This is a genomic window from Nocardioides sp. zg-1308, assembly GCF_013155375.1.
Classification (GTDB): domain Bacteria; phylum Actinomycetota; class Actinomycetes; order Propionibacteriales; family Nocardioidaceae; genus Nocardioides; species Nocardioides renjunii.
The window spans coordinates 2,476,071-2,488,716 of sequence record NZ_JABJQY010000002.1; the positions used below are offsets into that span (position 1 = coordinate 2,476,071).

Below are 12,646 nucleotides of genomic sequence, written 5' to 3' on the forward strand. Positions count from 1 at the left end.
GCCGGCCGTCAGGCGCGGCAGGGCTTCATCACGGGCATGATGCGCGTCCGGCTCTGGTGCGCGTGGGTGTACGCGTCGTCGAAGTGCGCGAGGTACTGGCGGTGCAGCCACGTGTCGTCGACGACGCGCACCATCACCTCGTCGTTGTAGAGCAGGCCGCCGCAGGTGGTGTTGGAGGTCCCGGTCACCACGAGGCGCGTCGGACGTCCGCGGAACCGGGCGTGGACGGCGAGCATCTTGTCGTGCGTGAGCACCGTGCGCACCTGCCCGTCCGGGATGTCGCCGCTGGGCAGCGGCGTCTGGAGCCAGTTCTCCACCGTGTCGCGGGAGGTGACGATCCGGACGCGGCAGCCGTCGCGGGAGAGCCGGGCCAGCTCGGCGCGCACGTCGGCGCGCTGGATGACCGCGAACATGGCCGACACGTCGCGGGCCCCCCGGGTGCACGAGAGCTCGCGCAGCGTGGAGAGCAGCAGGTCCTTGCGGGACGGGTAGACGGCCGCGGTGATCGGACCGCTGCTCCAGGTCTTGCGCCGGTCGTCCCACCGCGTGCCGCGCACGCTCAGGCTCTGCGCCTCGAGCCGGGCGAAGTAGTCGAGGCCGAAGGCGTACAGCCCGGGGTCGTCGATCTTGAGGAACGAGTTGTACTGGCGGTACTGCCGGTCCTCGAGGTTGGCCGAGGACGTGATGAACGACTGCACGCCGCCGATCTCGGTCAGGTAGAACTTCAGGTGCTGCACGTCCTGGCTGTCGGGGAAGGGGCCCGGTGCGCGCCACGGCAGGCAGGCCCCGCGGCAGATCGTCACGTTCGTCCGGGCGGGGTCCTGCGCCTCGAGCGTCTCGATGAGGCGGCGTCCCGACCGGTTGAGCCGCAGGTCGTCGTCGCCGACGAGGAGCACGACCGCCCCGCGGCGCTGCGCGGCCAGGAGCGCGTCGGTGGGCGGCTCGATGTCCCAGCGGAACATGGCGACCCGGATGGTGTCACCGGCACCGGCCGCGTCGAAGAGCCGGCTCGCGCGGTCGAGCACCGTCGGGTCGTCCGGGACCGTCGGCGGCGAGGTGAAGCAGACCTCCGTGCCGGACCGCGACCGGCACCCGCTCCTGCCCGCAGCCGGTGCTGCCGCGGGGGAGGCCCGCTCCGAGGCGGCCCGTTCGGCGGCGGCCGGGGCAGGCGCCTGGAGGGGGGCGAGCAGGCACAGGACCGCGGAGGCGGCGGCGAGGGCGGCGGCGACTGGACGAGGGCGTCGCGTCATGTCAGGAGTCCTCCGTCGGAGAGGCGGTGGGCACGGGCACCACCCTAGGCGGCTGGTTCACTGGACCCATGTCCTCCCCGACCAGCGAGCCCGTCGACGTGCCGATCCGTGACGAGTCGATCCGGCTGGGCCAGTTCCTCAAGCTCGCCAACCTCGTGGAGACCGGTGCCGAGGCCAAGCCGGTGCTCGCCGACGGCGCGGTGACCGTCAACGGGGAGGTCGAGACGCGGCGGGGCCGCCAGCTCGTCCCCGGTGACGTCGTCACGCTGGGCGGGCTGGCGGCCCGGGTGGCCACCGGTGACGTCGAGATCGACGTCCCGTGGTGACTGAGTGGTGACCGGGTGGTGACCGTGTGGTGACCGTGTGGTGACCGGCTACTTCACCTCGCGGTGCAGCACGCGGTAGGTGCCGACCGCGAGCGGCAGGAGGACCCACACGGCGGTGGCCGTCGACAGCTGGGCCCAGTCCTGCGACCCCATCTCGCCGGCGAAGAGGGGACGGGTCACCCGGTCCATGTCGAGCCAGGCGCCCACCTCCTCCAGCGCGCTGACGACCTGCGTGGCGATGGCCCACACGGTCGGCAGGACCAGCACGGACACGATGGCGACGGGCGTGTTGAGGAAGAGCAACCCGAACGCCACGCCCTGCAGGACGTAGAGCAGGAGGGCCAGGACGAGGCCGCCGCCGGCGGCGGCGGTGAGGTCCCACTCGCCGTTGCCACCGACGACGTTGGCGAGCGCCGACGCGGCCACCGCCACGGCGAGGACCACGACGGCGAGCAGCAGCGCGGCGAGCGCCTTGGCCAGCACGACACGTCCGCGGTGCGGCTCGAGGGTGAAGGTCACCAACCCGGTGCGCTGGGTCCACTCGGCGGTGGCGGCCATGATGCCCAGCACGGGCAGCAGCATGGCGAGGGGCAGCGTGGCCAGCTCGAGCAGGCCGTTGAACGAGGCGTCCTCGGCGGGTCCCCAGATCACGAACGCGACGAGCACGATGGCTGCGACGGCGGCCATCACGACGACCATCCAGAGCCCGGCGCGGGTGTCGACCATCTTGCGCAGCTCGGCGTGCAGCGTGCGGCCGAAGGGCACCCCGGGCCGGCCGGGGAGGGCGGTCGGCGCCGCGGCGCCGCCGGCGCGGTCCCCGCCGATCGCGGGGGTGGTGGTGGTGCTGGTGTCGGTGCTCATGCGGCTTCTCCTTCGCGCGAGGTGGCGGCCGTGAGGCCGAGGAACATCTCTTCGAGGCCTTCGGAGCCCCCGGACCGCAGCTCGAGCAGCACGACGCGCTCCTGCGCGGCGATCCGGCCGACCACCTCGGGGTCGGCGTCGACCACCAGTCCCGAGCCGGCGCGGGTGAACGGCACGTCGGCGGCCTCGAGCAGCGAGGCGAGCTGGGCGTCGTCGGTCGAGTGCACCGTGGTGCCGCCACGGCTGAGCAGCTCCTCCTTGGAGCCCATCGCCACGATCCGCCCGCGGCCGATCATCACCAGGTCGTCGGCGACGATCTGCACCTCGTGCAGCAGGTGGCTGGACAGCAGGACCGTGCCGCCGCCGTCGGCGAAGCGCCGCAGCAGGCCGCGCATCCAGTGGATGCCCTGCGGGTCGAGCCCGTTGGCCGGCTCGTCGAGGACCAGCACCTGCGGCTCGCCGAGCAGCGCCGCGGCGATGCCGAGCCGCTGCCGCATGCCGAGGGAGTAGTTGCGCACGCGGCGGTCCGCCTCCTCCCCGGTCAGGCCGACGAGGGCGAGGACCTCCTCGACCCGCGCCTTCGAGACGCCGACCGAGATGGCGGCCACGCGGAGCACCTCGCGGCCCGTGCGCCCCGGGTGCTGCGCCGAGGCATCGAGCATCACGCCGACCTGGCGGCCGGGGTTGTGCAGCTCGCGGTAGGGCTTGCCGAGGATGGTGGCGCGCCCGGACGTGGCCGGGGTGAGGCCGGTCATCATCCGCATCGCGGTGGACTTCCCGGCGCCGTTGGGCCCGAGGAACCCGACGACGCTCCCGGGCCGCACGTGGAACGAGATGTCGTCGACGGCAGTGAACCCGCCGTAGCGCTTCGTGAGGTTCTCGACTGTGATCATGGCTCCAGCCTCGCCGTCGGGAAGCCCCCGCACATCGGGCACAGGGCTCGTCGACGTCCGACCTCGGTATCGCCCCCCGCCCCACGGTCGACACCTGGGTCGGACGCGGGAGCGCCCGGCGTACCTCTAGCCTCGGGCCATGCCAGTCGAGTCGCGCCAGGCGGACGCGCCCGCCGACGGGACCAGCCTCCTGGCGTCGCTCTGGCGCTACGCGCTGGCCGCGGTGATCAGCCTGCTGGCCTGGAGCCTGATCCTCGTCGGCGCCGCGGAGCGCCCCTGGGACGCGGCGATGGTGTGGTTCCTCGTCGGCGACCCGCTGCTCGGCCTGACGTCGTTCGTCGTCATCCGGTGGCGGCACCGCCGCCCCGCGGTCGTGGGGATGGTGCTCACCCTGTTCTCGTTCGTCTCGCTGTCCAGCGCCGGCCCGGCGTCGTGGATCCTCGGCTCGATCGCCTCGCACCGCCGCTGGCGGCTGCTGGCGGTGATCGTGCCGCTCAGCCTCCTCGCCGGGCTGGTGCAGGAGCGCATCGGGATCTCCGAGGAGTCCCTGCCGCTGTGGGCCTCGGTCGCGTTCGGGGCGCTCGTGACCGGCATCATCGTCGCCACGGGCTACGCCATGGGGTCCCAGCGCCAGCTGGTCGACTCCTACCGTGCCCGGGCCGTCACCGCGGAGCGCGAGCAGATCGCCCGTGTCGCCCAGGCGCGCGCCGCCGAGCGCACCCGCATCGCGCGCGAGATGCACGACGTGCTCGCCCACCGCATCTCGCTCGTCGCGATGAACGCCTCGACGCTCAGCTATCGCACGGACCTGTCGGAGGAGGACCGCGCCACCGCGGCCCGGTCGATCGAGGACAACGCGCACCGGGCGCTGTCGGACCTGCGGGCCGTGCTGGGAGTGCTGCGCGATCCCGCCCAGCCCGTGGACGCCGCCCCCGAGCGGCCGCAGCCCGGCATCGACGACGTCGCGGACCTGGTGGCGGAGGAGGTCTCGGGCGGGATGCGGGTGCGCCTGACCAACGAGGTGGAGGACGGGCTCCCCGCGGCCACCGGGCGGACGGCGTACCGCATCGTGCAGGAGGCCCTGACCAACGTGCGCAAGCACGCACCGGGGACCGCCGTCACGGTCGACCTCGCCGGCACGCCCGGCGACGGCCTGGTGATCGCGGTGCGCAACGCGGCGCCGGTGGGACCCGTACGCCGCCCGGGGCTGCCCGCCTCGGGCCTGGGCCTGCTCGGCCTCGCCGAGCGCGCGGCCCTCGCCGGCGGCCGGATCACGCACGGCGTGGACGCCACTGGCGGCTACGCGGTCCGGGCATGGATACCGTGGGCGTCGTGAGCGAGGGAGTGGGGACCGAGGCTCCCATCTCGCTCGCCGTCGTGGACGACGACCCGATGGTGCGCGCCGCCCTCGGCATGATGCTCGGCGGCAGCTCGGGCATCCGCGTCGTCGCCGAGGCCGGCGACGGCGAGGAGGCGCTCCGGGTCGTGCCGTCCTCGGGCGCCGACGTGGTGCTGATGGACATCCGGATGCCCGTGCGCGACGGCCTCAGTGCCACCGAGGAGCTGCTGCGCGCCCACCCCGACCTGCGCATCATCGTGCTGACGACCTTCGACACCGACGACATGGTGCTGCGTGCGCTCCGGACCGGCGCGGCCGGCTTCCTGCTCAAGGACACCAAGCCGGCCCGGCTGGTGGAGGCGATCCGGACGGTGGCGTCGGGCCAGCCGATGCTCTCGCCCAGCGTGACGGCCCAGCTGATCGCGGCCGTGACGCGCGACGGGACCGACCCCGAGAGCCGGGACCGCGGGCGGACGGCCCGTACGGCGCTCGCCGCGCTCACCGAGCGGGAGCGCGACGTCGCCGACGGGGTGGCGCGCGGCCTCAGCAACGCCGAGATCGCGGCCGAGCTCTTCATGGGCGTGCCCACGGTGAAGACCCACGTGGGGCGCCTGTTCGCCAAGCTGGGCGTCGAGAACCGGGTGCAGGTCGCGATCCTGGTCCACGACGCCCAGGCCTGAGGCGTCAGTCGTGCAAGGTCAGTGGACCTCGAGCAGGTCGACCACGAAGATCAGGGTCTCGCCCGGCTTGATGGCGCCGCCGGCCCCGCGGTCGCCGTAGCCGAGGTGCGGCGGGATCACCAGCCGGCGGCGGCCGCCGACCTTCATGCCCTGCACGCCGGTGTCCCAGCCGGAGATGACCTGGCCGATGCCGAGGCGGAACTGCAGCGGGGTGCCGCGGTTGTAGGACGCGTCGAACTCCTCGCCGGTGGAGTGGGCGACGCCGACGTAGTGGACGGAGACGGTCGAGCCGGACGTGGCCTCGGCACCGTCGCCCTCGACGAGGTCGGTGACCTCGAGGTCGGTGGGCGCCTCGCCCATATGGGGGTCGACGTCGGGCTTCTCGCTCACGGTTGCTCCTCTTCGTTGTGGTGTCAGGTCTGGTGGACGTAGCTGTCGAGCTGGTCGCGCTCGAACTCGAGCTCGCCGATGCGGTTCTTCACCACGTCACCGATGCTGATGATGCCGGTCAGCCGTCCGTCGGCCACCACCGGGACGTGCCGGATGCGGTGCTCGGTCATCGTCTGCATGAGGTCGGTCAGCCCGTCCTGGGCGGCGCAGGTGCGCACGTCGGCGGTCATGATCGTGCTGACGGTGGCGTCGAGCACGGCGTCCTGCTCGTGCAGGCGGCGTACGACGTCGCGCTCGCTGACGATGCCCGCGACCCGCTCGCCGTCCTCGCTCACCACGAGCGCGCCGACGTTGTGCTCGGCCAGCAGGGCCACCAGCTCACGGACGGTGGCGTCCGGCCGGATGGTCACGACGGCCTGGCTGCCCTTGCCCTGGATGACGTCCTGGATCCTCATCGTCTCCACCTCTCGTCCGGCCGACTGCCGATGAGCCACCGTAGCCAAGCCCGGCGCCGAGGGACAGGTGCTGGCTGGTCGGGCTGGTCGAGCGCCGGAGGTCCTGGTCAGTCGAGCACCGGAGGTGCCTGCCGGTCCCGCAGGTTGCTCACCGAGCCGGGGCCCCGCCGCGGCACGTCGGGGTCGGCCTCGTCGTCGTCCATCGCGCCGAGGAACGACAGCGCGGCCTCGTGCAGGTGGCCGTTGGAGGCCAGCGCGTTGCCGCCCCAGGGGCCGTCGGTGCCGTCGAGGGAGGTGAACCGGCCACCGGCCTCGCGCACGATCACGTCGAGGGCCGCCATGTCGTAGAGCTCGAGCTCCGGCTCCGCCGCGATGTCGACGGCGCCCTCGGCGAGCAGCATGTAGGACCAGAAGTCGCCGTAGGCGCGGGTGCGCCAGCAGCGTCGCGACAGCGACACGAAGTCGTCGAGCCGGCCGCGCTCGTCCCAGCCGGAGAGGGAGGAGTAGCTCAGCGACGCGTCCTCGAGGCGGCGTACGTCCGACACCTCGCACCGCGTAGCCTTGAGCAGCGAGCGGCCGGTCCACGCGCCGCCGCCGGCCGAGGCCCACCACCGCCGCTGGAGCTGGGGCGCCGACACGACGCCCAGCACGACCTCGTCGTCGACGGCCAGCGCGATGAGCGTCGCCCAGACCGGGACCCCGCGCACGTAGTTCTTGGTGCCGTCGATCGGGTCGACGATCCAGCGCCGCTGGCTGTGGCCGGTGGTGCCCTGCTCCTCGCCGACGACCGCGTCGCGGGAGCGGACCCGCGAGAGCGTGCGGCGGATGCCCTCCTCGACGGCCTTGTCGGCGTCGGTCACGGGCGTGAGGTCCGGCTTGCTCATCACGTGGAGGTCGAGGGCCTTGAAGCGGGCCAGGGTCAACGAGTCGGCGTCGTCGGCCAGGACGTGGGCCAGGCGCAGGTCGTCGGTGTGGTCGTGGGAGCGAGCCGAGCCGGTGATGGGCATGTTCACAGGCTATTGCCAGCAAGGCGCCCTACTGTGCACGCCATGGAACTCAACGGTGTGCCTCTGCACCCGCTCGTGGTGCACGCGGTCGTGGTCCTCGGTCCGCTGTCGGCCCTCGCCGGACTCGCCTACGCGGCCGTCCCCAGGTGGCGGTGGCTGCTGCGGTGGCCCCTGGTCGTGCTGGCGGTCGTCACCGCCGTCGCGTCGGTCGTGGCGGTCGCGGCGGGCGAGGACCTGCTGTCGTCGCGGCCCGAGCTCGCGCCGATCGTGGTCGAGCACCAGGAGGACGGCGAGCTGCTGCGCCTGTGGTCGATCGGCTACGCGCTGGTCTCGCTGCTGGGCGCGTGGGCCCTCGGCGGCACGTCCGCGCTGGCGTCGGGCCGCGGTGCCCGCGCGACGCGGTTCGGCATCCCCGTGGCGGTCCTGCTCGCCGTCGGTGCGGTCGGGCTCGTGGTCACGGTCTACCTGGCCGGCGACTCCGGCGCCACGGCCGTCTGGGGCTGAGGCCGGGCGTCACCAGTCGGTGGCGCTGCGCGCCGCGAGCAGCCGTCGGAAGGACTCGACGCGGTCGGGGTCGGTCTGGCCGGACGCGACCGCCTCGTCGAGGCCGCACTCGGGCTCGTCCGCGTCGTGTGAGCACCCGCGGGGGCAGTCCTCCGTCATCTCCTCGAGGTCCGGGAACGCCTCGATGAGGTTCTCCGGTCGCACGTGCGCGAGGCCGAACGACCTGATGCCGGGGGTGTCGATGATCCAGCCCTCGCCCCGGCCGTCGGGACCGGGCAGCTCGAGGAGGTAGGCGCTCGTCGAGGTGTGCCGGCCGCGACCCGTCACCGCGTTGACGATGCCGACCTCGCGGTGGGCGTCGGGCACGAGGGCGTTGACGAGCGTCGACTTGCCGACCCCGCTGTGGCCGACGAGCACGCTGGTGCGTCCGCGCAGCCGGTCGCGCAGCTCGGTCAGGTCGCCGGCACCCTCGCCCTTGAGCTGGGTGACCACCCACGGCACGCCGAGTGAGCGGTAGGTCGACAGCAGCGTCTCCGGGTCGGCCAGGTCGGCCTTGGTGAGGCAGAGCAGGGGGGTCATGCCGGCGTCGTACGCCGCCACGAGCGCGCGGTCGATCAACCGCGGGCGTGGCTCGGGATCGGCGAGCGCCGTCACCACGACGAGCTGGTCGGCGTTGGAGACGATCACCCGCTCGACGGGGTCGTCGTCGTCGGCGGTACGGCGCAGCGTCGTGCTGCGCTCGACGACCTCCACGATGCGTGCCAGCGAGCCGTCGGCGCCGGTGGTGTCGCCCACGACGCGCACGTGGTCGCCGACCACGACGCCCTTGCGCCCGAGTGGTCGCGACTTCATCGCCATCACCCGGTGGCCGCCGAGGAGCAGGGTGAACCGGCCGCGGTCGACGGTGACGACCCTGGCGTCGACGGCGTCGTCGTAGGTGGGCCGGTCCTTGGTGCGTGGCCGGGTGCGGCGCCTCGGGCGCTCGTAGTGCTCCTGGTCGTGCTCGGAGTAGCGACCGGTCACGTCGGCGCCCCGGACCGGTCGGGGGAGGTGCCGAGGACGGCCCGGCTCCAGGCGGTCGCGAAGTCGGGGAAGGTCTTGGCCGTCGTGGCGACGTCCTCGACGAGGACGTCGTCGACCGCCAGCCCGAGGATGACGCCGGCGTGGGCCATGCGGTGGTCGGCGTAGGTCCGGAACGTCCCGCCGTGCAGGTCCGCGGGGCGGATCGTCAGCCCGTCCTCGCGCTCGTCGACGTCCGCGCCGAGCCGGCCGAGCTCCGTGGCGAGCGCGGCCAACCGGTCCGTCTCGTGGCCGCGGATGTGGGCGACGCCGCGCAGGTGCGAGGGCGAGCCGGCGAGCGCGCACAGCGCCGCGACCGCCGGGGTGAGCTCGCCGACGTCGTGCAGGTCGAGGTCGACGCCCGAGAGCCGCTCGGGCCCGACGACGGTGAGGTCACCGCCGGACAGCGTCACGTCGCACCCCATCAGCGCCAGGATCTCGCGCAGCTCGTCACCGGGCTGCGTGGTCCGCGACGGCCACCCCGTGACCGTGACCCGGCCCCCGGTGGCGGCGCCGAGCGCGAGGAACGGCGCGGCGTTGGAGAGGTCGGGCTCGATCTCGTCGTCGACCGCCCGCACGGGGCCCGGGGCGACGGCCCACCGGTTCGCGTCGGAGTCGTCCACCTCGACGCCGCGGCGGCGCAGCATCTGCACGGTCATCTCGATGTGGGGGAGCGAGGGCACGGGCTTGCCGACGTGGCGCACGTCGACGCCCTGCTCGTAGCGGGCTCCGGCCAGCAGCAGCGCCGACACGAACTGCGACGAGGCGCTCGCGTCGATGGTCACGGTGCCACCCGCGACCGTGCCCGTCCCCTGCACCGCGAAGGGCAGCGCGCCCCGGCCGTCGTCGTCGACCCGGACGCCGAGCGCACCGAGGGCCGCGAGCATCTGGCCCACGGGCCGCTGCCGCATGTGGGGGTCGCCGTCGAACCGCACGGTCCCGCGCGCCAGCCCGACCACGGGCGGGACGAACCGCATCACCGTGCCGGCCAGGCCGCAGTCCACGTCGGCGTCCGCGTCCCAGGAGCCCGGGGTGACGGCCCAGTCACCGTCCCTGTCCTCGATCCCGGTGCCGAGCGAGGCCAGGGCGCGCGCCATCAGCAGCGTGTCGCGCGAGCGCAGCGGACGTCGTACGACGCTCGGCCCGTCGGCGATCGCGGCGAGCAGCAGCGCCCGGTTGGTCAGCGACTTGCTCCCCGGGAGCGAGACGACGCGGTCGACGGGTCCGTCCGGGCGCGGCGCCGGCCAGGGGTCGGTCGGCGTCGCGGCGTCGGCAGCAGGCTCACTCACCGGCGCACCCTATCGAGGTCAGGTGAGCTGGGCCTTGGCCAACTTCGCCTCGCGGCGGGCGTCCTTGGCGACCTGCTTGGCCTCACGGCGCACGTCGGACGCGGCGCGGCGGGCGCGCCAGGCCAGGCCCGGCTTGCCCTCGGTGTCGACGCCAGCGAGCAGCAGCCCGCCGAGGACCGAGGCGTTCTTGACGAACTGGAGCCGCTGCGCGGACTTGGCCTGCGGGTCGGTCTCCTCCCAGAAGGGGTGCCCGGCGAGCGTGGTGGGCACGAGGGAGGCGGCGAGCACGGTCGCGCTCAGCCGGGGGACCCGGCCGGTGGCGAGGGCCGCGGCGGCGAGGATCTGGGCGCCGGCGTTGATCCGGACCAGGGTGACGGGGTCGGTGGGGATCGAGACACCCGGGGCCGCCTGCTGGGCCAGCGGGACGACGCGGTCGGCGACCTTCTTGGCCTTGGCCGCGTGGACCTCGGTGTTGCGGAGGGCGTTGACGCCGCCCGCGACGAACATCGAGGCGAGCAGGGGGCGGGCGAGCAGCCGAGTGATCGTCATGGGTCCCATGTCTACACGATCCGCGTCGGCGGCACCGCGCCCTCAGGGGTGCGCTGTCGCGACGGGCTGGTCGGGGCTGCGCCTGCTCAGTCGAGCAGGGCGCGCCACGTGTTGTTGGCGAGGTTGGTCTCGCCAGGAGCCGCCTGGAGGGTCGCGGCGACGCTCCCGTCGCCGACCGAGACCAGGGTCATCCCGATCGGGGAGGACTGGCCGGAGGCCACCTGGCAGGTGATGCCACCCTGCCGCACCACGCAGCGCTCGTCGACGGCGAAGGCGAACTCGACGCCGGTGAGCTCGACCTGCAGTCGCGCGCTCGACCCCGTCGGGAGCCCTGCGACGCGCATCGTGACCCGGTGGATCAGGTTGGTGCCGGTCACCGAGCCGGTCACCGACGAGTCGACCGGCACGGGCTCGGGATCGACCGTCGGGTCGGGGTCCTCTGTCGGGTCGGGGTCACCGGTGGGGTCGGGGTCACCGGTGGGGTCGGGGTCACCGGTGGGGTCGGGGTCACCGGTGGGGTCGGGGTCACCGGTGGGGTCGGGGTCGTCGGTGGGGTCGGGGTCACCGGTCGGGTCGGGGTCACCCGTCGGGTCGGGGTCCTCGGTGGGGTCCGGCTGCTCCGTCGGCGTGGGGTTGCCGGTCGGGTCGGGGTTCTCGGTCGGCTCCGGCTGCTGGGTCGGCGTCGGGTTCTCCGTCGGACCGTCGGTGGGGTCGTCCGTCGGTTCCTCGGTCGGTTCCTCGGTCGGGTCGTCGGTGGGGTCGTCCGTCGGGTCGTCGGTGGGGTCGTCGGTGGGGTCGTCCGTCGGCCCGTCGGTCGGGTCGTCGGTGGGCCCGTCCGTCGGCGCCTCGGTGGGCACGTCCGTCGGCAGGTCCGTCGGCACGGTCGTGGGCAGCACCTCGGGGAACGGGTCGTCGCTGAGCGCAGGGTCGGTCACACCGGGCAGCGCTGCGACGGGGGAGCGGCCCCGGCGCTGCTGCAGGCCGTCGGGGGGCCCGGGGGACGTCCCGCTGGACGGCGTGCTCGACGCGACCGCGGGCTGCCGGAGGGCGGTGGGGTCGCCGGGCACCTCGCCCGGGCCACCGACGCCGAGCGCGATGCCACCGGCGACGATCACCGTGCTGGCGGCCACGCCGGCCACGGCAGCGGTGCCGGCGTTGGCCATGACGAGATCGCGCACCCGGCCCACCACGGCGCCGATCCCGACGGGCACCGACCCGGCGGCCACGGCCGTACCGAGGTAGGCGGTGGCCACGCCGCCGAGGAGCAGGGGTGCGAGCAGGGCGCCGAGGCTGGAGTTCACCTCGGTGAGCTCGAGGTAGATGGCCATGCACGAACGGCACTCGTCGAGGTGCGCCTCGACCTTCGCGGCGTCGCGCTTGGAGACGGCCTTGCGGACGTAGGAACCGAGCTGGCTGTGCGTCCAGCGGCAGGCGTCCTCCTCCAGCTCGGCGACGTGCTGGGTGAGGAAGGCCTGCTTGAGGCCCTCGCGGGCCCGGTAGGCCAGGGCGGACACCGAGTTGGCGCTCATGCCGAGCAGCGGGGCGATGTCGGCCGGCTTGTCGCCCTCGACCTCGGTGTGCCAGAGCACGAGCTGCCAGCGCTCGGGCAGCGACGCGAACGCCCTGGCCGCCGCGGCGTTCTCGAAGCCTTCGACGGCCGTGTCGCGGAACGGGACGCCCGGGTCGAAGGCCTCCATGTCGTCGGTGGTGTGGAGCTTGGAGCCGGCGCGGAAGCGGTCGACCTGCAGTCGCCTGACGGCGGTCAGCAGGTAGGCGCGGAACGCCACGTCGGGGCCGCCGCCGCGCTGCAGGACACCGAGCACCTTGACGAAGGCCTCGGACACCAGGTCCTCGGCGTCACCGGCCGGAACGAGCTGCCGGGCCAGGCGCCGGGCGGCGTCGACGTGCCGCTCGAACAGGGTGCCGTAGGCGTCGACGTCCCCGCCGCGGACCGCCGAGATCAGCTCGGCGTCCCCCGGTGCTTCGACGCTGGTGGCACTGCTCATGTGGATCGACGCTTCCCGGAAGCACTCCTGTGTGGTGT

General features: G+C 73.9%; 14 protein-coding genes. 4 read left to right on the top strand and 10 right to left on the bottom strand.

Annotated features, from left to right (window positions below; all coding sequences use genetic code 11):
• Positions 1 to 8 precede the first annotated feature (8 nt).
• Positions 9 to 1,250: a phosphatidylserine/phosphatidylglycerophosphate/cardiolipin synthase family protein gene (locus HN031_RS13710; RefSeq protein ID WP_172270719.1), complete on the bottom strand. Its 1,242-nt coding sequence runs from the start codon at positions 1,248 to 1,250 to the stop codon at positions 9 to 11.
• Between the two features lie 68 nt (positions 1,251 to 1,318).
• On the opposite strand from HN031_RS13710, the gene HN031_RS13715 reads away from it, so the two are divergent.
• Entirely contained in the window at positions 1,319 to 1,576 is a 258-nt protein-coding gene (locus HN031_RS13715) for an RNA-binding S4 domain-containing protein (RefSeq protein ID WP_172270721.1), read from the top strand.
• A 48-nt stretch (positions 1,577 to 1,624) separates the two neighbouring features.
• Here the strand turns inward: HN031_RS13715 and HN031_RS13720 are convergent, their stop codons facing one another.
• Positions 1,625 to 2,437: an ABC transporter permease gene (locus HN031_RS13720; protein ID WP_172270723.1), complete on the bottom strand. Its 813-nt coding sequence runs from the start codon at positions 2,435 to 2,437 to the stop codon at positions 1,625 to 1,627.
• A complete protein-coding gene (locus tag HN031_RS13725; RefSeq protein WP_172270725.1) occupies positions 2,434 to 3,330 on the bottom strand; it encodes an ABC transporter ATP-binding protein in 897 nt (298 codons plus the stop codon). The genes HN031_RS13720 and HN031_RS13725 overlap by 4 nt, the downstream gene beginning before the upstream one ends.
• Positions 3,331 to 3,469: 139 nt before the next feature.
• On the opposite strand from HN031_RS13725, the gene HN031_RS13730 reads away from it, so the two are divergent.
• Positions 3,470 to 4,666: a sensor histidine kinase gene (locus tag HN031_RS13730; protein WP_172270727.1), complete on the top strand. Its 1,197-nt coding sequence runs from the start codon at positions 3,470 to 3,472 to the stop codon at positions 4,664 to 4,666.
• Entirely contained in the window at positions 4,663 to 5,349 is a 687-nt protein-coding gene (locus HN031_RS13735; RefSeq protein WP_367650763.1) for a response regulator, read from the top strand. Before HN031_RS13730 ends, HN031_RS13735 begins: the two co-directional genes overlap by 4 nt.
• A gap of 18 nt (positions 5,350 to 5,367) precedes the next feature.
• On the opposite strand, the gene HN031_RS13740 is transcribed toward HN031_RS13735, so the two are convergent.
• The 3 genes from HN031_RS13740 to HN031_RS13750 form a co-directional block, all read right to left on the bottom strand.
• Complete coding sequence (locus HN031_RS13740) at positions 5,368 to 5,709, bottom strand: FKBP-type peptidyl-prolyl cis-trans isomerase (RefSeq protein ID WP_172271722.1); 342 nt, start codon at positions 5,707 to 5,709, stop codon at positions 5,368 to 5,370.
• A gap of 53 nt (positions 5,710 to 5,762) precedes the next feature.
• Positions 5,763 to 6,194: a CBS domain-containing protein gene (locus HN031_RS13745; RefSeq protein WP_172270731.1), complete on the bottom strand. Its 432-nt coding sequence runs from the start codon at positions 6,192 to 6,194 to the stop codon at positions 5,763 to 5,765.
• Positions 6,195 to 6,301: 107 nt separating this feature from the next.
• Positions 6,302 to 7,201 (bottom strand): inositol monophosphatase family protein, encoded by a 900-nt coding sequence (locus HN031_RS13750; protein ID WP_172270733.1) that lies wholly within the window; start codon positions 7,199 to 7,201, stop codon positions 6,302 to 6,304.
• Between the two features lie 42 nt (positions 7,202 to 7,243).
• Here HN031_RS13750 and HN031_RS13755 point away from each other — a divergent pair, with 42 nt between their 5' ends.
• Positions 7,244 to 7,705 (top strand): DUF2231 domain-containing protein, encoded by a 462-nt coding sequence (locus HN031_RS13755; protein WP_172270735.1) that lies wholly within the window; start codon positions 7,244 to 7,246, stop codon positions 7,703 to 7,705.
• 9 nt (positions 7,706 to 7,714) lie between these two features.
• On the opposite strand, the gene rsgA is transcribed toward HN031_RS13755, so the two are convergent.
• The 4 genes from rsgA to HN031_RS13775 form a co-directional block, all read right to left on the bottom strand.
• Entirely contained in the window at positions 7,715 to 8,728 is a 1,014-nt protein-coding gene (rsgA, locus tag HN031_RS13760) for a ribosome small subunit-dependent GTPase A (RefSeq protein ID WP_172270737.1), read from the bottom strand.
• A complete protein-coding gene (gene aroA / locus HN031_RS13765) occupies positions 8,725 to 10,053 on the bottom strand; it encodes a 3-phosphoshikimate 1-carboxyvinyltransferase (RefSeq protein WP_172270739.1) in 1,329 nt (442 codons plus the stop codon). The genes rsgA and aroA overlap by 4 nt, the downstream gene beginning before the upstream one ends.
• Before the next feature lie 18 nt (positions 10,054 to 10,071).
• Entirely contained in the window at positions 10,072 to 10,602 is a 531-nt protein-coding gene (locus tag HN031_RS13770; protein ID WP_172270741.1) for a DoxX family membrane protein, read from the bottom strand.
• Positions 10,603 to 10,688: 86 nt separating this feature from the next.
• Positions 10,689 to 12,608 carry a sigma-70 family RNA polymerase sigma factor gene (locus HN031_RS13775; RefSeq protein WP_172270743.1) on the bottom strand — a complete coding sequence of 640 codons (1,920 nt, stop codon included), beginning with the start codon at positions 12,606 to 12,608 and terminating at the stop codon, positions 10,689 to 10,691.
• Positions 12,609 to 12,646: the final 38 nt, after the last annotated feature.